Below are 18,442 nucleotides of genomic sequence, written 5' to 3'. Positions count from 1 at the left end.
GTTTTGCCGCATCCTAGCGCCCGATGCGCGCTGCGGGAAATTGAAAGGCGGCGCGGGACAGCATAGACGGTGTCTATGATCGAACGCTATTTGCTGCGCTATTTCCTCGCCGTCATCGATAGCGGGACGTTCACCGCCGCCGCCGCGCAGATGGCGGTGTCGCAACCCACGCTGTCGGCGGGGATCGCCAAGCTGGAGCGCGAGGCGGGCGCGAAGCTGTTGCGCCGGTCGAGCCAGCGGATCGAGCTGACCGAGGCGGGGTCGCAATTCGCGGTGCATGCGCGGCGGATCGAGCGCGAGTTCAACCTGGCGGCAGCGGCGGTCGGCGGGATCGCGCAGCCCGCGACACTGCGGCTGGGGGTGCTGACGACGATCGCGAGTGGCGAGCTGGCGGCTTTGATCGCGCGGACTGCCGCCGATGCGCCGGGGCTGGCGGTCGAGCTGGTCGAGGGCAATGCGACGGTGCTGGCGCAGCATATCGCGCGCGGGCGGGTCGATCTGGCGCTCACGGCAGTGCATGGCGATGCCGTGGGCGATGGCGAGGCGTTGCGCAGCGAACCCTATCTGCTGGCCCTGCCTGTCGGGCATCGGCTGGCCGGGGAAGCGGCGCTGCCGGGCGAGGCGCTGGCGGGCGAGACGATGATCGTGCGGCGCAGCTGCGAGGCGCTGCCGGAGACCAGCCGTTATTTCACCCGGCGCGGCATCCGCCCGAGCTTTGCGCTGCGCACGCCGAATGACGACCGCGCGCTGGCGATGGTCGCGGCGGGGCTGGGCGCGACGGTGGTGCCGGCGTCGCACCGGCATCCGGGGGTGGCCAATCCGGCGCTGATCGGGTTCGATCTGCGGCGGACGCTGGTGCTGGTGCGGGGGGAGGATGCGCGCGAGGGGATGGCGGCGGTTGGGGACGCGGTGCGGGGGGTGTTTGGGGTGGGTTAGGCTGACAGGGTGCGATTGCGGGTGTCGGGGCGGGGGTCTGGTGTCTGCTATTGGGTGGTTAGCTGAAATTGCTACGTTGAAACTTCCATCGCTTGAAGGCTTGCCAAGCGGCGCTGCAGGTTAGTGCTAGTGACAAGACCATCCCACTAGCGGCTATCGAAGCGCCTGCCACTAGCAGCGACATAAGAAACAGATCGCCCTCAATCTCCGCTGGCTCAGGGAGCATTTTCATGACGACGTAAAACACAGCTATTGACCCAAAAAACGCGGCAATTCCGAAACTGAACCGGGTTCCGGGCTCAACCCAGCGCAACTGTTCACGGCACCAGGAAACTGCGAGGAGCGAGGGCAAAACAAATGCCACCATCAGGATCGATTCGACTGCTGTCATGCGGCGACGATATCCCTCGTGTGAATGACCGGAAAGGGTCGTGTACCGACATTCCGCTTTTATGAGCCTCGGCCCGTACACGGCCGTCTACGCGGCCGCCCCTCCACCACCGCCTTCGGCGGCGGTCCCCCTCCCCTGAGCAAGCTCAGGGGAGGAATGATTTGGGACTGACAAACCCGGTTCGCGCGTTAAGTGGGGCGTCAGAGGGAGACGGTGATGGCGGGACGCTATTTCGATCAGTGGCAGGTGGGCGACCGGATCGTCCATGATCTGCGCCGCACGGTGACCGAGACGGATAATCTGCTGATCTCTACCCTCACCCATAATCCCCAGCCGCTGCACCTCGATGCGGAGTTTGCAGGCGCGACCGAGTTTGGGCGGATCGTCGTCAATGGCACCTTCACCTTCGCGCTCATGGTCGGGATTTCGGTCGGCGATACGACGCTGGGCACTTTGGTCGCTAATCTGGGCTATGACGAGGTGCGGATGCCGAGCCCGGTGTTTATCGGCGATACGCTGCGTGCCGAGACCGAGGTGGTGGCGCTGCGCCCGTCCAGGTCGCGGCCGGGACAGGGCGTCGTCACCTTTCGCCATGTGATGCTCAACCAGCGCGACGAGACGGTGTGCACCTGCCTGCGCAGCGCGCTGCTGCATGCTAAAGCGACTGCATGACCCGCTTTACCGTCAACAATCAGCCGGTTTCCTACAAACTCGATCCGGCCACGCCGCTGCTGTGGGCGCTGCGCGATGCGTCGAACCTGACGGGCACCAAATATGGCTGTGGCACCGGCGCGTGCGGAGCGTGCACGGTGGATATCGACGGGAATGCGGTGCGGTCGTGTCAGGTGAGCATCGGCGCGGTCGAGGGGACGTTCGTCACGACGATCGAGGGGCTTTCGGCCGAGGGCAACCACCCGGTGCAGCAGGCGCTGATTGCCGAGAATGTCGTGCAGTGCGGGTACTGCATCCCCGGCATCGTGATGAATGTGGTCGCGCTGCTGCGCAAGAACCGCAACCCGTCGGATGACGAGATCATGGGGGCGATCACCAATTTGTGCCGCTGTGGCATCTATCCCCGGCTGATCGAGGCAATCGGGCGTGCGGCGCGGGTGGCGCGCGGTGAGGAAGAGATCACGATCGATCGGGGCATCCCGGTCGAGACCGGCGGAGAGTAGCGTTGTGTTCAGCTTCGCTGAGCGGCACCGGCCCGCTCCCCCACCCGGCCACCCATAAAATACTGTCGTTGGGTGGCCGGGTGGGGGAGCGGGCCGGCGCCGCCAACCCTAACCAAAGCTTTCAATTGGCTGTCAGTCCAATTCAGAAGTGTGTCAGCCGAATCGATGTAAATCCGCGTTAGTCTGAACGCCGGCGCTTTGTCGGGGAGCGGAGGAAAGCATGAAGAAGATAATTTTGGCGGCGCTGATCGGCGCAACCATTCTGACCCCCGCTGCGGCAATCGCGCAGGAACGCGGGCGTGAAGGCCGCCGGTCCGAGGCGCGCGAGCAACGCCAGCAACAGCGGCAGGAATTCCGTGGCCAGCGGCAGGAACAGCGGCAGGAACAGCGGCAGGAACGCCCGCAATTCCAGCGTCCCGAGCGTCCGCAGCCGCAGGTCCAGCAGCCGCGGCGCCCTGCCCCGGCCGTTGCGCCGCAGGTGCGTGAGCAGCGCCGCGACTTCCGCGAGGAGCGTCGCGATGACCGTCGGGACTTCCGCGAGGAACGGCGCGATGACCGCCGCGACTTGCGCGGGGCGATCATGGGCTCGCAGACGCGCGAAGATCGGCGCGATGACCGGCGCGAGTATCGTGACGACCGTCGCGATGATCGCCGGGACTATCGTGGCGACCGCCGCGACGACCGGCGCGATTATCGTCAGGACCGCCGCTATGGCGACTGGCGCGACCAGCAGCAATATCGCCGCGGCTGGGACGACAACCGCAACTGGAACCGTGGCTGGCGGGGTGATCGCCGCTATGACTGGAGCGACTATCGCGCGCGCAACCGGCACGTCTATCGCCTGCCGCGCTACTACGCGCCACGCGGGTACCATTATGGCTATCGCCGCTTTTCGATCGGCCTGACCATTGGTTCGATGCTGTTCGCACCGGATTACTGGATCAACGATCCGGCCTATTACCGCCTGCCGCCGGCTTATGGTGGGTATCGCTGGGTGCGCTATTACAATGATGCGCTGCTGGTCGATGTCCGCTCCGGCTATGTCGTCGACGTGATCCACGACATCTTCTGGTAAGCGAGGACGCAGGTCACGCAGGGAGGTCCGGCCGGCAACGGTCGGGCCTCTTGCGTTTCGCGGCCCTCGCGGCAAATTGGCGGCATGAGCATCTTCTCGCGTTTCAGGGCCCCGGCCGAATCCAGCAGCCGTGCCCGCCTGAGCCAGGCGGTGACTGCACGGGTCGAGGCCAATCCCGCGATGCGCCGGGCAAAGGTCGACGCGGCGCAGGTCTATTACCACCCCGATTTCCTGACCGGCGCCGAGTGCGATTCGCTGATCCGGCTGATCGACGCCAATCGCCGGCCCTCGACATTGCTGTCGCAGTCGGAGGACCCGAATTTCCGGACCAGTGAAAGCTGTGACCTCGATCGCTGGTCGGCGGACGTCCAGCCGATCGACGAGCGGATGGCGGAATTGCTCGGGATTCCGCCGGAAAATGGCGAGACGATGCAGGGGCAGCGCTATGCGCCCGGGCAGCAGTTTCGCGCGCATTATGACTGGTTCAACGAACAGCAGGATTACTGGCCGGCGATGAAGGCATCGGGCGGGCAGCGGACCTGGACCGCGATGATCTACCTCAACGATGTCGAAGAGGGCGGCGCGACCTGGTTCCCGCAGGCGGGGGTGCGCGTCGCGCCCAAGCGCGGATTGCTGCTCGCGTGGAACAACATGAAGCCCGATGGGTCGCCCAATATCGGCACGCTGCACGAAGGGACGCCGGTGGTGAAGGGCGTCAAATACATCATCACCAAATGGTTTCGCGAGCACGCCTGGATCAACATGCCGATCCGGACATATTGAACGGGCAGATCAGTAGCGTCCCCTTGCCATCACATCCTCCCCCGCCAGGGGGAGGTGGCAGCGTAGCTGACGGACGGGGAGGAAGCACGACGGCAAGAGGCTCGAGGGCACAGCCGTCCTCCCCCTCCGTCGCCTTCGGCGACACCTCCCCTGGCGGGGGAGGATCAATTTACAAAATCATGTCGTCGCCGCTGCGCAGCGCGAGGACGCGGCCGATCGTGTCGAACAGCGCGTCCATCGCCACTGGCTTGAACAGCACTTCATCGGCACCGGCGGCAAGGCAGCGTTCGCGCAGGTCGACCGCGGTGTCCGCGGTGACCACGATCACCGGAAGCTCCGCCTTGGTGTCGCCGCGCGCGCGGATGCGCTCGATCGCTTCGATCCCGTCCATGCCCGGCATGCGCAGATCGACCAGCACCACGTCGTAATCGCCCGCCCCGATCATGGTCAGGCCCTCTTCCGCATGTGCGGCTTCGGCCATCGTAGCACCGGCGACATTGAGCATGTCGCGCACCACGCGGCGGTTCATCGGATCGTCCTCGATGAAGAGGATGTTCATTGCGCGACCAACTCGGAAATGGGGGCGGTCAGGACCGGGGAATTCATAGGCGTGCTATCACCCTAAGCCGCTTGCGATACAAGCGTCGTGCGACGGGATGTCGCACAAATTTCAGTACGCGCCCCCGTGAGCGCCGCGACCAGCGCGGGTCCTTTCACAGGCTTAACGATAATCAGATCGATTCCGGTGTCGTAGAGCCGTTGTTCGGCCTCAGGCTCGGGCTTGCTCCACAGCGCTGCAGTGCGCACGTCAGCCGGTGCGGCTGCGGCAAGTTCGGTCAGTTTTTCAATGGGATCGGCCTCACCCGCTGCCAGCGTCCCCTGATCCGCGAGGATCAGCGCAGGGCCGGCGCCGCGCGCGAGCGCCACCGCTTCGTCAATCGAGGCAGCGAAATGGACCGCGGCAAAATGCGGGGTGAACAGCGCGCGCATCATGCCGCGAACGATCGGGTTGCGGTCGAGCACGACGACGGTTTCGCCCTCCCCCGTCACCTCGATCGCCGAATCGGGTACCTCCGCCGGGCGGAGCGGGAGATCGACGGTGAAGGTCGATCCCTCGCCGACCACGCTGGCGACCGAGACGGTGCCGCCGAGCGCGTGGGCAAGGTTGCGGACGATGGCGAGGCCAAGGCCGGTGCCGCCGAACTGGCGGGTGGTGCCGGCGTCGACCTGTTTGAAGGATTCGAACACCTCGTCGAACTTGTCGGCGGGGATGCCGATGCCGGTGTCGCGGATTGCGACCCGCAACCGCTCGCCGGACGCCTCGACCACGACCGACAATGCGCCGGTTTCGGTGAACTTCACGGCGTTGGACAACAGGTTGAACACGATCTGGCGCAAACGGCCCGGATCGGTCTCGATCCAGCGCGGCGTCCCGTCATGGCTGAGGGTGAAGGCGAGGCCCTTGGCGTGCGCCTGTTCTTCCCAGATCCGGGTCACGTCGTGCAGCGTGGTGTGGAGATCCGTAGCGGTCATTTCGACCGTCAGATTGCCCGTCTCCATCTTGGCGACGTCGAGGATGTCGTCGACCAGCGCGCGCATCGTCATGCCGGCGCCATGGACGATGTTGATGCGATCGCGCGTCTCCTCCGGCACGCTGGCGTCGCGCAGCATGATCTGGGTCATGCCGAGAATGCCGTTGAGCGGGGTGCGGATTTCGTGGCTGGTGGTCGCGAGGAATTCGGTCTTGGCCTTGAGCGCCTTTTCGAGCGCGACATTGGTTTCGGCGAGGACGGTGTTCGCCTGACGCACCTGATTGCGGCTGCGGCGGATCGTGAACAGGCCGATGCTCAACAAGGTCACGATGACCAGCGATGCGCCGCCAAGGCCGATGAACAGCGTGCGCTGAAACTCCGCTGCGCGCCGCAATTCCGCCGCCTGGAGGTTGGCGATGCGCAGTTCCTGGTTCGCATAATCGAACCGCGCGGCCATCAGCGCCGTGCTGGCCGAGGTGGCGAGCTTGGCGGCTTCGTCGTTGAGCTTTCGAAGCCGTTCGAGATGCACAAGCGCAAGCGTGCTGTTCCCCTGAACGCGATAGATCTGATAGGCAGTGTGGTGCGCATCGCGCATCCCCAGGGGCGTCTTGGCCAGATCGACGCCGGCAAAGGCCCGCTGGATCAACCGGTTCGCGGAATCGATACGCCCTTGGCGACGCGCAGATTCGGCGGCGACCGCCAGCAGCGCCAATTCGCCATTGTGTTCGGGATCCAGGCGAATAAGCCCGCTCGCTTCGGCGATGATGGCATCCGCCTCCGCAAATCGCTTCTGATCCAACAGGGAGTGCGCGATGTTGGTCAGGATCTGCGGAATATTGGTCGCATTCGCGGCCTTCGCCAGTTGAAGTGCCTTACGATATTCTTGCTCCGCTTGCCGCGGCTCCTCCAACTGAAGCAGGACATTGCCGCGATTGTTCAGCAGCGACATTTGCAAGCGCGCGTCATCATTATAGATAGCCGCAGCTTGCTTGTAGTATTTCTCGGCACTTCGAAGATCGCGTGATTTTGTATAAAGTGACGCGATCAACTGCAGCGCAATAGATTGGTTTCGTTTTTCATTCAGCGCTGCAAAGATATTGTGCGCCTCCTGCAAGGAGGCCAGCGCCTCGGCGAAGCGCATCTGCCCTTCCTGCACCCCGGCCCGCGCGATCAGCAAATCACCGCGCAATTTGATCGGCGACTGGTCTGCACTGATGAGTCGCAGCGCGCGGGAAATTCGTGGCGCGGCCTGGGCAGATTTACGCAGCCGCACCAGCGCTTCGCTTTGAAGCCACAATGCGGTCGCTTCCGCAGTTGCGCGGGCACGCACATCGGGGATGGTGGCAGCTTGACGCTGCGCCTGTTCCGCATAGGTCAGCGCGGTTTGCGGGTTCGCGACCATCGCCGACTTGGCATTCTCGATCAGCGTATCGGCGGCGCGCTGCTGCGCGGCCGCAGGGACGGCGAGCCCGAGTGCCAGCCAGCAGAGAAAGAGGGCAAGGCCCCTCAGCATCATCCGCTCTTGCGCCAGAAATTCTCGGTGCGGCCAAAGCTGGGGCGCATGGTCGCGACCGACTTGAAGCCTTCTTCGTCGAGATAGCGGACGAACGCATCGAGCGCGATCGGGCGGCTGATCAGATAGCCCTGGACCATGTCGCAGCCCATGACGCTGAGCAGCGCAAGCGCGGCCGGGGTTTCGACGCCCTCGGCCGTGACCTCCATCTCCAGCGCGTGCGCCAGGTCGATGGTCGAGCGGACGATCAGCGGATCGCGATTGCTGCTGGTCAGCTGCATCACGAACATCTTGTCGATCTTGAGCTCGGTCGCGGGAAGCTGTTTGAGATAGGCGAGCGAGGACAGGCCCGCGCCATAATCGTCGATCGCGAGCGGGATTCCGATCCCTGCGAAGGTCTGGAGATGGCGGATCGCGCTGTCGGGATCGCGGATCACGGCAGTCTCGGTAATCTCGAACCCGATCTTCGCGCCGGATTCGGTGATGATCCGGCATGCCTCGGCGACGAAGGCGTCGTCGGCGAGCAACACGCCCGAAATGTTGATGAACACCGGCATGTCATGGCCATGCGCAGCCAGCACCTGCTGATCGGCGATCACCTGGCGCAGCGTCCACAGCGTCAAGCCGACAATCTCGCCGCCATCCTCCGCCGCGTTGATGAATTCGCCCGGCAGGATCAGCCCGCGCACGGGATGGTGCCAGCGGACCAGCGCCTCGGCACCGGTCACCATTTCGCGGCGGACATTCACCTTGGGCTGATATTGCAGGAACAGCTGACCCGCCGCGATCGCGCGCGGCAGTTCGCGGACCAGTGCCGCGCCGTCGAACGCGGCATGGGCCTGCGACAGGTCGATCGAGACGATCCCGGCGTCGGTGCGCGCCTGCTCAAGCGCAGCCTCAGCCCCCTCGGTCAGCCGCACTTCGTCGTCATCGCCGAACGGCGCGACCGCGATGCCCCAGACCAGCTGAATCAGATGGCGTTCGCCGTCGAGATCGACCGAACGCGCAAAGGATTGCGCGAGCCGCTCGACCAGCGCGCGCGCCGCGACCGGGCTCTCCGCCTCGTAACTAAGCTCGATCAGCGCGCGACCGGCGGTCACGCTGCGCACGCCCGGCTCCAGATCGCTCATGCGATCGGCAAGATCATGGATCAGCGTGTCGGCGCGCGGTCGACCAAGATGGCGCCGCAGCGACTGAAAATTGGCGATCTCGCACAACGCCATCACGCGCCAGCGGGTGCAGGCCGCGCCGCCCGCGCCGCGCGCGACCGCGATGTCCGATTGGTCGCCGGGTGCGTCGCCCTCGACCTCAGCGCCGTCATTCATGGCGATACGCCCCGCCCCGAAAGGCGAACCGCGAAAACCGGCGGGGTCGAAACGGTCATACATGCGACCGGCCTAACACCCAGTGCTGAAGGAAGTTTTAAGGAAGCAGCCGCGCCGGGATCACCGATCTAGGTAATTTCCCGATAGTCCCTACCATTTGATTCATCATGAATTTTCAGTTAATCAAAATGGGTGCACCTCGTGTGCACGATGGGAGAAAAAACATGTTTGCATTCTTTTTCCGGGAAACCACCGGCGAGGACATCCGCCCCTGGTAACCTTTTTACGGCCCGGGCTGGCGGCGTGATGGATGGTCCCTCACGCTAGACCTGCCCGGGCTGACCTCCTCAAGAATGGCCGCCATCCGATTGGGATTGCGGCCTTTATTTTTTCGTATCCGTTTCCGATGCGAAACTATCCTCTGATGCCCTGCATTGCTGCTCGGCTCGCGAAAATGCGACCAGACCGCAGCTTGACTCCCTTTTGCCGCAGCCCCAGCGCCGCGAATCGAATCGGCGCGACTCGCGGAGTCACCGCGAGTCGCGCTTTGACGCGCGAGTCGGAACACGGTAAATGAAACCCTAATCAGGGGGTTTTATGACGGGCGATGTCTGGTTTCTGATCGCGATGACGTTCAGCTTCGCCGCCTATGGCGTGTATCTGCTGGGCCTGCGCCGCGCGACCGTCCGCCCCAACCGCGCCTCGTGGCTGATCTGGAGCGCATCCGCCGCGGCCGAGGCGCTGACCTATGCCGCGGTCAATCCCGGATCGCCGCAGGGCTGGGTCTTCATCCTCTCCGCCGGCTGCTGCCTGATCGTCACCGCGTTCCTGTGGCGCGGTTCCAACTGGGCGCCGCCGACGACGATCGAGGCCTTTTGCATGTCCGCGTGCCTGATCGCGCTGTTGATCTGGGTCGCGTTCCGCGAGGCCTATTGGGCGCATATGCTGGTCGTCGCCGCCGTCCCGGTCAGCTTCTACCCGACCTGGGTGAGCGTGTGGAAGGACCGCAGCGCCGAGCGCTCGCCCGCCTGGGGCCTGTGGACCGTCGGCGACCTCGCCACCCTGTTGGTTGCGGCGCGCGCGGGTGGGTCGGGGCCGGACGAATTCGCGTACATCTTCGTCGAGCTCGCCTGCCATGCCAGCATCTGGTTCATGATCGGCCTCGCCACGATCAACCCGCTGCGTTCGTTCGGCTGGGCGCGCGGCGGGCTGGTCGTGCTCGACCGCTACCGCCATCAACGCAACCTGTTCACGGTCGGCGAGAACCATCTGGGCAAGGCGGTCTACGCCACCTGTCGCTTTGCCGAGGGCGCGGAGTTGATGCGCTTCACCGGGCGTCGGTTCCATGTCGACGACATCCCCAGCCTGATGCGCGGGAGCGACGACCGCTTCGTGCAGGTGACGCCCGATCATTATATGGGGCCGTCGGGGCAGCTCGACGATCTGGTCAATCATAGCTGTGACCCCAATGCCGGGCTGCGCTTTACCGACGATGGGGTGATCCTGGTCGCGCTGCGCGACATCGTGTCGGGTGAAGAGATCAGCTGGGACTATTCGACCACGCTCGCGCAATCCAACTGGCACATGATCTGCCAGTGCCGCGCGCCCGACTGCCGCCGCGTGATCGGCAATTTCGATACGCTCGCCCCCGACCGGCAGGAGTTTTTCCGCGCCCGTAACCTTGTCGCGCCGTATCTGCGGCGCAAGGATGCGGTGATGCCGGTGCGGCGGGCGAGCTGACTATTTGATCGGCGGCAGCGGTTCGCGCAGCGGTTTGCGCGGGCCGGCCAGTTCGCGCGCAATATCGGCCGCAATCGCCCGCGAATCCGCGTCGCCGCGAGCCTTCAACAGGTCGCGCCGTACCTCCATCCGCGCGCGCCTTACCGCAAGGGGCAGCGCGGCGATGGCGATATATTCGCGCACTGCCTTGAGCCAGCGCGAGTCCGGCAGGGCCGTGTCCTCCGCCGTGCGCGCGAACGGATAGGAGATGACGCGATAGTCATCGCCCTCGCGCTTCAGGAACAGCAAGACCCGTTGTTTGGGGTGAAAAGTGTAGCGGGTGCAACCGCCGCCATACGCTTCAGGATGCGCGCGGACGAGTTCGCGGGGGTCGCTGGGCCGGGCGGCCGCGGTCTCGGGTGCCAGCACTCCAGGCGCATAGACCGATATCCGATCGCGACCGTGCTCCCAACCGGGTGCCCCTTTCAGGATGGCGAGTGATGCGAACAGGATTTCCGGGTCGCCATCGGCCCCTGTCCGCTGGTCGAATGGCTGCGCGACGATGATGGCATCGGATTGCGCGACCAGCTCCAGTGTGGTCGGGACGCGATAGCCGGGCGCGACGCTGCACGCATGGGCAGCGGGTGCGGCAAGCAGTGCCAGTGCAAGGAAGAGACTGCGCATGGCCCACCCCTGTCGCAGCGCGTCAGTGATAGCGAGGGACGAAACCAGTCGCGATCCTCAGGCCGCGACGTCTTCCCGCACCAGATCCGACGCGGCGAGTTCGAGCACTGCACTCGCCCCGATCCCGACGCCTTCGCTGAGCAACGTCAGGCTGCCGCCCATCGCGACCATCGTGTTGGCGCACCAGTGCAGGCCGAGCCCGCCCGATTTGTTGATGCGGGTCGAAAAGCCGCGCTGGAACAGCTGCGGTGCCTTTTCGGGGTCGAAGCCCTCGCCGTCATCGGTGATGCGGATTTCCATGCGCCCGCCGGTCTCGCGGATCGATACGGCGATGCTGCCCCCGCCCCGCCCGGTCGCGGCGATTGCCTCGGCGGCGTTGGAGAAGAGGTTGCCGACCACCTGACTGAGCAGCACGCGGTTGGCGAGCACCCAGTGCGGTGTGGACGGGAAGTGAAACGCGATCGAGCTGGCGCCCGAATAGCGCGCGATCGTGGCGTTGCGCGCGACGATATCGGTGACGTCACAGGTTTCGAGCGGCGGGCGTTCATGCGCCTGTTCCTGCTGGCGCCCGATGATTTCGAGGACATTGTGGAGGGCGTCGCGGCCGATGCCGAGCTGTTCCTTGCGTGCTTCCCGCGCCTGCATCTCGCTCGACAGCGCGGCGGCGACGAAGGCGACGAGCTTGTGGCGGCGCGCCAGCGGGATGCTGTCGTCCGCCAGCTCACCCAGGGCGCGGTCGAGCAATGCGCGGTCGGTGGCCGGTCCCTCGCCCAGCCCCTGGCTCAGCACCGTGCTGATCGGATTGAGCGCGTTGCGGACATTGTGCATCACCGCGACCGCGCTTTCGGACTGGCCGAGCTTGAACGACTGCGCCTCAACCTGCTCGCGCAGGTCCTTGAGCTGGCTCAGCATCGCGTTGAAGCTGACCACCAGGCTGCCGATCTCGTCGCGGCGCGGCGTGTCGGCGAGCGGGACCAGATTACCCGATCCGCGGACCACACCCATATGCTGTTCGACCCGGTTGAGTGGGCGCAGCACCAGCCGGCCGATCATCACGCTGAGCACCGCCATCACCAGCAGCATCAGCGCGGTGGTGCCGATGACCGCGAGCTGGAGCATGTTGCGGCCAAGGTTCGACAGCTCGCGCGGGACGCGGAAGGTGGCGCTGGCGACGCTGCCGCCGCCCTCCCCCGGCACTGGCACTGCAACCGCGAGGTCGCGCTCCCCGGCATCGACGCGCGGCGCCGAGACGGGGGCGTCGAGCGCGATCCCGGCGCGCAGCTGAAGCAGATTGCCCAGCTGCTGCGAGGTGATCATGCGCGCCATCACGACATGGCCGCGCGGATCGCCGGTGCCGTCGGTGCGCCGGACCTGCGCGATGCCGATCGCGGCGATGCGGTTGCCGAGCCGTGCGTAGAAACTCGCGCTGTTATCCTTGGCCAGTGCGCGGCGGAAATCGATGCGGCGGATTTCGGCGAGCAGCTGCGCGCGCATCTGCGGTGAATCCGTGCCGGTCTCCAGGTCCAGCCAGCGCGCGATCACGACCTCACCGTCCGGGCGGACATAGGCCATGCCATTGACGCCGAGATTGACCATCGCGGAGGTGGCGAAGCTGTCCTCCTCGAACGCGCGGTTGGGCGCGCCCATGTAATCGTAGCTTTCGTTCCAGTCGCCATAGTCGCGCACCGATGCCTCGACCTTGGAGGCATATTCGGTCAGCGCGGCGCGGGTGCGTTCGACATGGCCGTCGATCGCCTGCGCCTCGAGCCGGTCAAAGCTGGGGGTGATGACGAGGGCGAGCAACAGCGTGATGCTGGCAGCACCAAGCAGCGCGACCCCGGTCAGGATCGCGACGAGCTTGGCACCCAGCGAGCGCGGGATGCGGGACCGGAAGCGTTGCAACATCGATCGCGCCGCGGTCACCCGAAGGTGCCGGTGCTCGGCATGGCGACAGGCGCCTCGGGTTCATCGTCGCCCATGAACCGTTCGTGCGCGGCGCGGATCGCGACATCGGCCTCGAGCGGGCGGGCGAGATAATAGCCCTGGATATGGCTGCACCCGGCGAGGCGCAGCGCCTGAAGATGCGCGGCGGTTTCGACACCCTCGGCGACCACTTCCAGCCCCAGCGCGCGGCCGAGATGGATGATCGAATTCACGATCGCCGCGCTCTCACGCTCCTTGCCCATGCCGTCGATGAAGCTGCGATCGATCTTGAGGCAATCGAGCGCGAATTTGCGGATGTTGTAGAGCGAGGAATAGCCAGTGCCGAAATCGTCGAGCGCGATGCGGAAGCCCATCTGGCGCAGGCGATAGAGGGTATCGGCGGCGCGCTCGGCATTGTCGAAGATCGCGGTTTCGGTGATTTCGATCTGCACGCGGCGCGGCTCGATCCCGGCGCGCTGGACGCGTTCGACAACATGGCCGACGAAATTCTGGCGGCGGAACTGGCGCGGCGAGAAATTGACCGAGACATATTGGCCCGGCCATTTCGCCAGCATCTTGAGCGATTCATCGAGCACCCAGTCGCCCAGCTCGTGGATCAGGTTCGATTCCTCGGCGATCGGGATGAACATGCCGGGCGAGATCGGGCCATATTCGGGGCTGTTCCAGCGCAGCAAGGCTTCGAACGCGACGATCTCAAGCCGGTCGCGCGCGACGATCGGCTGATAGACGAGGCGCAGTTCGCCATTGGCGATGGCCTGGCTCAGCCCGCCTTCGATCTGGCGGCGGAAGCGGATCGATTCGTCCATGCTCTCATCGAACACGCGCACGACACCGCGGCCGGCGCGCTTGCTTTCATTGAGCGACAGGTCGGCGCGGCGCATCACGTCGATCGGGTCATGCTTCATGCCCGGTTCGATGATGACGAGGCCGGCCGAGGCCGAACCCTGCACCGAATGGCCGAACACGGTGAAGGTCTTGGTGCAGGCGAGCAGCAGCCGTTCGACCGCCGCGATTGCCTCGCCTTCGCCCGCCACCTTCATCAGCACCGCGAATTCGTCGCCGCCCAGCCGCGCGACAAAGCCGCCCGGCGGCACCGCGCCCTCGATCGTGGAGCAGACCATGCGGATCAGCTCGTCGCCGGCGAGATGCCCGAACGTGTCGTTGACCAGCTTGAACCGGTCGAGGTCCATCATCGCCATCGCGAAAATATCAGGACCGCGCACATGATCGGTCAGCGCGCGCATGAAGGCGAGCCGGTTGGGGGCGTCGGTCAGGCTGTCGTGGTTGGCGAGATGGCTGGCCTTGCTTTCGTTCGCGGCGAGCTCGGCCTTTTGCTCTTCGAGCAGCGCCATGGCGCGCGCGAGCTGTTGATCGACTTCCCAGCGCTTGCCGAGTGCGGTCGCGGTCTGGACGACCTCTTCCACCTGAAACGGCTTGGCGATGTAGAAGATCTTGTCGGCGGGGCCGGCGGCGCGGCTGATTTCGAGCGGGGAGAAATCGGAATAGCCGGTGACGATGACGATGTTGATATCAGGGTCGATCGCGCGGATGCGCTTGGCGGTTTCCTTGCCGTCGATGCCCGGCGGCATGCGCACGTCGATGAACGCGACCGAGAAGCGGTCCCCGCTGGCATTTGCCTGAGCGACCGCGTCAACGCCATCCAGCCCCTGCATGCAATGGACCGTCACGAACTCCGGGGCATCCTCGACCGGCGCGCTCTCGACCTCGTCATCGCCGAACAGTTCGGCGGCCATCGCGTCGAGCGCAGCACCCTGCGCCGCCCCGATCCCGCTGCCCTTGAAGCACTGGCGATAGGATTCGTGCATCCCTGCTTCATCGTCCACGATCAGAATGCGCAAGGCAAAGTCCCCTCTTCCACTTGCATCCCGCGTACGCGCTCAGGGTTAAGGCGAGGTAAAAGGGTTAACGCCGCGTTCCCCATCGGCTCCGGGCGATGCCCTAAAAAAAGGGGGCGCCGCGGACTGGCCGGGCGCCCCGTCGAGTTCAGGAGGGGAATGCGTCTCCGCACACCGGCTTTATGCGGCGGGCGCGGCGTCGCGACCACGGTCAGACTCTGACGCCTGCGGCCCGCGCGATACCCAAAACGTGCGCGGGAACTTTTTCTATACACCCGCCATGAAACCGGTTACAGTTTTCGCGCCAAGAACATAATAGGCGGGCCGTCGAGTCGCCCAACGCGGGTGCTCGACTGTTCTCAGGGTAAACGTTGTCAAACCTCCAGGGGGGATGCTGTGAAGTCTTCACATTCCGCAAATAACGGTCTTATTCGTGGCTCGCGCCTGCGCGCTGCCGCTGCTGCACTCGCATGGTCGAGCGCCGGCACTGTTCTCGCCATTGGTCTCGCCGTCCCGGCGCAGGCTCAGGTCTCCTCGTCGCTGCGCGGCACGGTCACGGCCGAAGGTGGTGTCAGCCAAGTCACCGTCGTCAATGTCGACACCGGCTTCACCCGCACCAGCACGCCGACTGCCGACGGCGGCTACCAGTTCGCATCGCTCCCCCCCGGCAACTACCGGCTTGAGGTGACGACCCCCAGCGGCGTGCGCCGCACCGACGAGTTCCGGCTCGCGGTCGCGCAGAACGCCGTGTTCGATTTCGACCTGTCGACCCCGGACGTCGCCAGCGCAGATGGCGGTGAAGAGATCATCATCACCGGCGGCCGCATCCGTTCGATGCAGGGCGGCGAAGTCGGCACGACGATCTCCGAGCGCCTGATCGAGCAGCTGCCGCAAAACAACCGCAACTTCCTCGCCTTTGCCGACCTGGCGCCGGGCGTTCAGTTCATCACCGGATCGAACGGGCAGTCGCGCCTGCAGGGCGGCGCCCAGAACTCCAATTCGGTCAACATCTTCATCGATGGCATCGGCCAGAAGGACTATGTCCTCAAGAACGGCATCACCGGGCAGGATTCGACCCAGGGCAACCCGTTCCCGCAGTCGGCGATTGGCGAATACCGCGTCATCAGCTCGAACTACAAGGCGGAGTTCGACCAGGTCAGTTCGGTGGCGATCACGGCAGTTACCAAGTCGGGCACCAATAAGTTCGAAGGTTCGGGCTTTGTCGATTTCACCAACCAGGATCTTCGCGACGGAACGCCCACCGAAATCCTGCGCCCCGGCGCGACCGGCAAGGTTCGCACCCGCGACTTGCAGTTCGGCGGCACGCTGGGCGGCCCGATCATCAAGGACGTGTTGCACTTCTTTGCCGCCTATGAAGGCAAGCGCCGCATCGAGCCGCGCAACGTCACCTTCCCGTCGTCGCTGACCGGTGCGCAGCCACTGCTGCCCACCAGCCTCGCCGGAAACTACGGGTCGTTCAACGAAGAGTTCAACGAGAACCTGTATTTCGGCAAGATCAACTTCACGCCGACCGACCAGGACCTGTTCGAATTCACCGGCAAGTATCGCGACGAGACCGGCGAGCAGTTCAACAGCGGCATTGCAGCGTTCGAGACGCGCACGCTGGCGCGGGTCAAGGAAATCCGCGGCACCGGCCGGTGGCAGCACAGCGCCGAAAGCTGGATCAACGACTTCAAGGTCGCCTATGAAGACGTAGAGTGGAATCCGCGCCCGGCGACCGAGGCGAACCGTAACGTCTATCGCGTGCGCATCCCCGATCCGTCGCGTCCCGGCAGCTTCCTCGACGGCAACATTCTGGAGACCGGTGGTGGCACCAATTTCCAGAACAAGGGCCAGAAGGGCTGGCAGGTCTCGAACGACTTCACCTATACCGGCCTTGAAGGGCACACCATCAAGCTGGGCGTGAAGGCCAAGTGGGTGACGCTCAACTCGCTGCAGCTGAACGGCTTCAACCCGGTGTTCCGCTACTTCACGCCGCTCGGCGCGACGACGCTGAACACGACGGCGCCGTACCAGATGACCTTCCAGTCCCTTACGGGCGGTTTTGGTGACGCACAGATCAGCTCGAAGAACTTCCAGCTGGGCATCTATGCGCAGGACGATTGGGACGTGACCGATCGCCTGACCGTCAATCTCGGCCTGCGTTGGGATTATGAGCGGACCCCGGCGTTCCTCGACTATGTCCATCCGGCGGCGCAGGTCGCGGCGGTCAGCGCGGCGAACTATCCGAACCTCAACGGCGCCAATTACAACATCAACGACTATATCTCGACCGGTAACGAGCGGAAGGCGTTCACCGGCGCGTTCCAGCCGCGTATCGGCTTCAACTACAAGCTCGACGAAGCGGGCCGGTTTGCGATCTTTGGCGGCTTTGGCCGTTCGTACGACCGCACCCAGTTCGACTTCATCCAGCAGGAACTGGCGCAGGGTTCGGCAGCAGGCCGTACGTTCAACTTCAACGTCCCGGGCGATACGGTGAACGTCTGCACGCCGAGCGCGACCTGTATTGCGTACAACCCAACCTTCCAGACCGAGGCAGGGCGCGCAGCGCTGGTCGCCGGTCTGCCGGCGGGCGCTGGGCGCGAGCTGCGCTTCATCAAGAACGACATCAAGATGCCGTATTCGGACCAGTACAGCCTCGGCCTGCGCGGCGACTTCGGGCTGCTTAACGCCGAAATCGGCTATTCGCATGTCGAGAGCCGCGATGGCTTTGTCTATCTGCTGGGCAACCGTCGTCCGGGCGGGCTGTTCTTCCCGGCGACCGGCGCTCCGGACGCGCCGTTCGGCTTCCCGCCTTCGCCGTTCGGGTCGATCATCATCGGCGACAACGGGCTGGCAACCAACGCCGACACCGGCTTTGTCAAGCTGATCAAGCGCTATACCCAGGCCTCGCCCTGGAGCATCGATGCGACCTACACCTACACCAAGGCGAACGAAAACCGGCAGTTTGGCGAGGTCTTCTCGCTCGACTATTCGAGCATCGACGAATATCCCTTCCGTCCTTCGGCGGGCGTGCGCAGCCATCGCTTCGTGATGGCGGGTACGGTCGATGTTCCGGGCGGCATCACGCTGGCGACCAAGTTCCAGATCGCATCGCCGGTCTGGCTCAAGCGCTTTGTGACGACGCCGGGCGTCGGTACGCCGGGGACCAAGGACATCGTTGCGATCGAAGCGGAAGGCAACGGCGACAAGTGGGGCTATCGTCAGCTCGACCTGTCGGCGACCAAGGAGTTCAAGCTGGGCTTCATCACCAATGAAACCCGCATCTGGGCACGCATCGACATCATCAACCTGATGAACGACCGCAACTATAACGGGTTCAACTCGACCACGGGTCTGCGCGACTTCAACAACTACAACATCGACGGCCCGCCGCGTACGGTGAAGGTCTCGGCCGGGTTCAACTTCTAATCCCGGTCCGGTGAGTGGGGCGCGCGGACGGTTTTCCCCGTCCGCGCGCCTTTTTTTGTGTGTAAAGGAGTATCCAT

14 protein-coding genes are annotated in these 18,442 nt (G+C 64.7%); 7 read left to right on the top strand and 7 right to left on the bottom strand.

Annotation, left to right across the window (positions count from 1 at the left end):
- The first annotated feature begins 75 nt into the window (after nt 1–75).
- Nucleotides 76–936, top strand: coding sequence for a LysR family transcriptional regulator (locus VGN66_RS09145; protein WP_327518487.1), 861 nt, complete (start codon nt 76–78; stop codon nt 934–936).
- Between the two features lie 58 nt (nt 937–994).
- Here VGN66_RS09145 and VGN66_RS09140 read toward each other — a convergent pair whose 3' ends face one another.
- The gene (locus VGN66_RS09140) at nt 995–1,327 is read right to left on the bottom strand and encodes a hypothetical protein (protein WP_327518486.1); all 333 of its coding nucleotides are present in this window, start codon (nt 1,325–1,327) and stop codon (nt 995–997) included.
- Nucleotides 1,328–1,543: 216 nt separating this feature from the next.
- Here VGN66_RS09140 and VGN66_RS09135 point away from each other — a divergent pair, with 216 nt between their 5' ends.
- The 4 genes from VGN66_RS09135 (at nt 1,544) to VGN66_RS09120 (ending at nt 4,360) form a co-directional block, all read left to right on the top strand.
- The gene (locus tag VGN66_RS09135) at nt 1,544–1,999 is read left to right on the top strand and encodes a MaoC family dehydratase (RefSeq protein WP_327518485.1); all 456 of its coding nucleotides are present in this window, start codon (nt 1,544–1,546) and stop codon (nt 1,997–1,999) included.
- Complete coding sequence (locus VGN66_RS09130) at nt 1,996–2,502, top strand: (2Fe-2S)-binding protein (RefSeq protein ID WP_327518484.1); 507 nt, start codon at nt 1,996–1,998, stop codon at nt 2,500–2,502. Before VGN66_RS09135 ends, VGN66_RS09130 begins: the two co-directional genes overlap by 4 nt.
- Nucleotides 2,503–2,722: 220 nt before the next feature.
- Entirely contained in the window at nt 2,723–3,577 is an 855-nt protein-coding gene (locus VGN66_RS09125; RefSeq protein WP_327518483.1) for an RcnB family protein, read from the top strand.
- 84 nt (nt 3,578–3,661) lie between these two features.
- On the top strand, nt 3,662–4,360 hold the full coding sequence (locus VGN66_RS09120) for a 2OG-Fe(II) oxygenase (RefSeq protein WP_327518482.1): 699 nt from the start codon (nt 3,662–3,664) through the stop codon (nt 4,358–4,360).
- 169 nt (nt 4,361–4,529) lie between these two features.
- Here the strand turns inward: VGN66_RS09120 and VGN66_RS09115 are convergent, their stop codons facing one another.
- The 3 genes from VGN66_RS09115 to VGN66_RS09105 all read right to left on the bottom strand — a co-directional run bounded on the left by VGN66_RS09115 (nt 4,530) and on the right by VGN66_RS09105 (nt 8,730).
- Complete coding sequence (locus VGN66_RS09115) at nt 4,530–4,919, bottom strand: response regulator (protein ID WP_224920632.1); 390 nt, start codon at nt 4,917–4,919, stop codon at nt 4,530–4,532.
- 62 nt (nt 4,920–4,981) lie between these two features.
- Nucleotides 4,982–7,408, bottom strand: a complete 2,427-nt coding sequence (locus VGN66_RS09110; protein ID WP_327518481.1) for an ATP-binding protein — start codon at nt 7,406–7,408, stop codon at nt 4,982–4,984.
- The gene (locus VGN66_RS09105) at nt 7,405–8,730 is read right to left on the bottom strand and encodes a GGDEF domain-containing phosphodiesterase (RefSeq protein WP_327518480.1); all 1,326 of its coding nucleotides are present in this window, start codon (nt 8,728–8,730) and stop codon (nt 7,405–7,407) included. The genes VGN66_RS09110 and VGN66_RS09105 overlap by 4 nt, the downstream gene beginning before the upstream one ends.
- 597 nt (nt 8,731–9,327) lie before the next feature.
- Between VGN66_RS09105 and VGN66_RS09100 the strand changes: the two genes are divergently transcribed.
- Nucleotides 9,328–10,470, top strand: a complete 1,143-nt coding sequence (locus VGN66_RS09100) for an SET domain-containing protein (protein ID WP_327518479.1) — start codon at nt 9,328–9,330, stop codon at nt 10,468–10,470.
- Here VGN66_RS09100 and VGN66_RS09095 read toward each other — a convergent pair whose 3' ends face one another.
- From VGN66_RS09095 to VGN66_RS09085, 3 genes are read right to left on the bottom strand one after another with little or no spacing between them, the layout of a single operon-like run.
- Nucleotides 10,471–11,133 carry a hypothetical protein gene (locus VGN66_RS09095; protein ID WP_327518478.1) on the bottom strand — a complete coding sequence of 221 codons (663 nt, stop codon included), beginning with the start codon at nt 11,131–11,133 and terminating at the stop codon, nt 10,471–10,473.
- 57 nt (nt 11,134–11,190) lie between these two features.
- Entirely contained in the window at nt 11,191–13,038 is a 1,848-nt protein-coding gene (locus VGN66_RS09090; RefSeq protein ID WP_327518477.1) for a CHASE4 domain-containing protein, read from the bottom strand.
- 14 nt (nt 13,039–13,052) lie between these two features.
- A complete protein-coding gene (locus tag VGN66_RS09085; protein WP_327518588.1) occupies nt 13,053–14,903 on the bottom strand; it encodes a two-component system response regulator in 1,851 nt (616 codons plus the stop codon).
- 426 nt (nt 14,904–15,329) lie between these two features.
- Here VGN66_RS09085 and VGN66_RS09080 point away from each other — a divergent pair, with 426 nt between their 5' ends.
- Nucleotides 15,330–18,365: a TonB-dependent receptor domain-containing protein gene (locus VGN66_RS09080; RefSeq protein WP_327518476.1), complete on the top strand. Its 3,036-nt coding sequence runs from the start codon at nt 15,330–15,332 to the stop codon at nt 18,363–18,365.
- The last annotated feature ends 77 nt before the right edge of the window (nt 18,366–18,442 follow it).

The organism is Sphingomonas sp., assembly GCF_035998645.1.
GTDB lineage: Bacteria > Pseudomonadota > Alphaproteobacteria > Sphingomonadales > Sphingomonadaceae > Sphingomonas.
The sequence above is the reverse complement of the archived record's forward strand: the minus strand, read 5'-3'. Positions and strand labels throughout refer to the sequence as shown.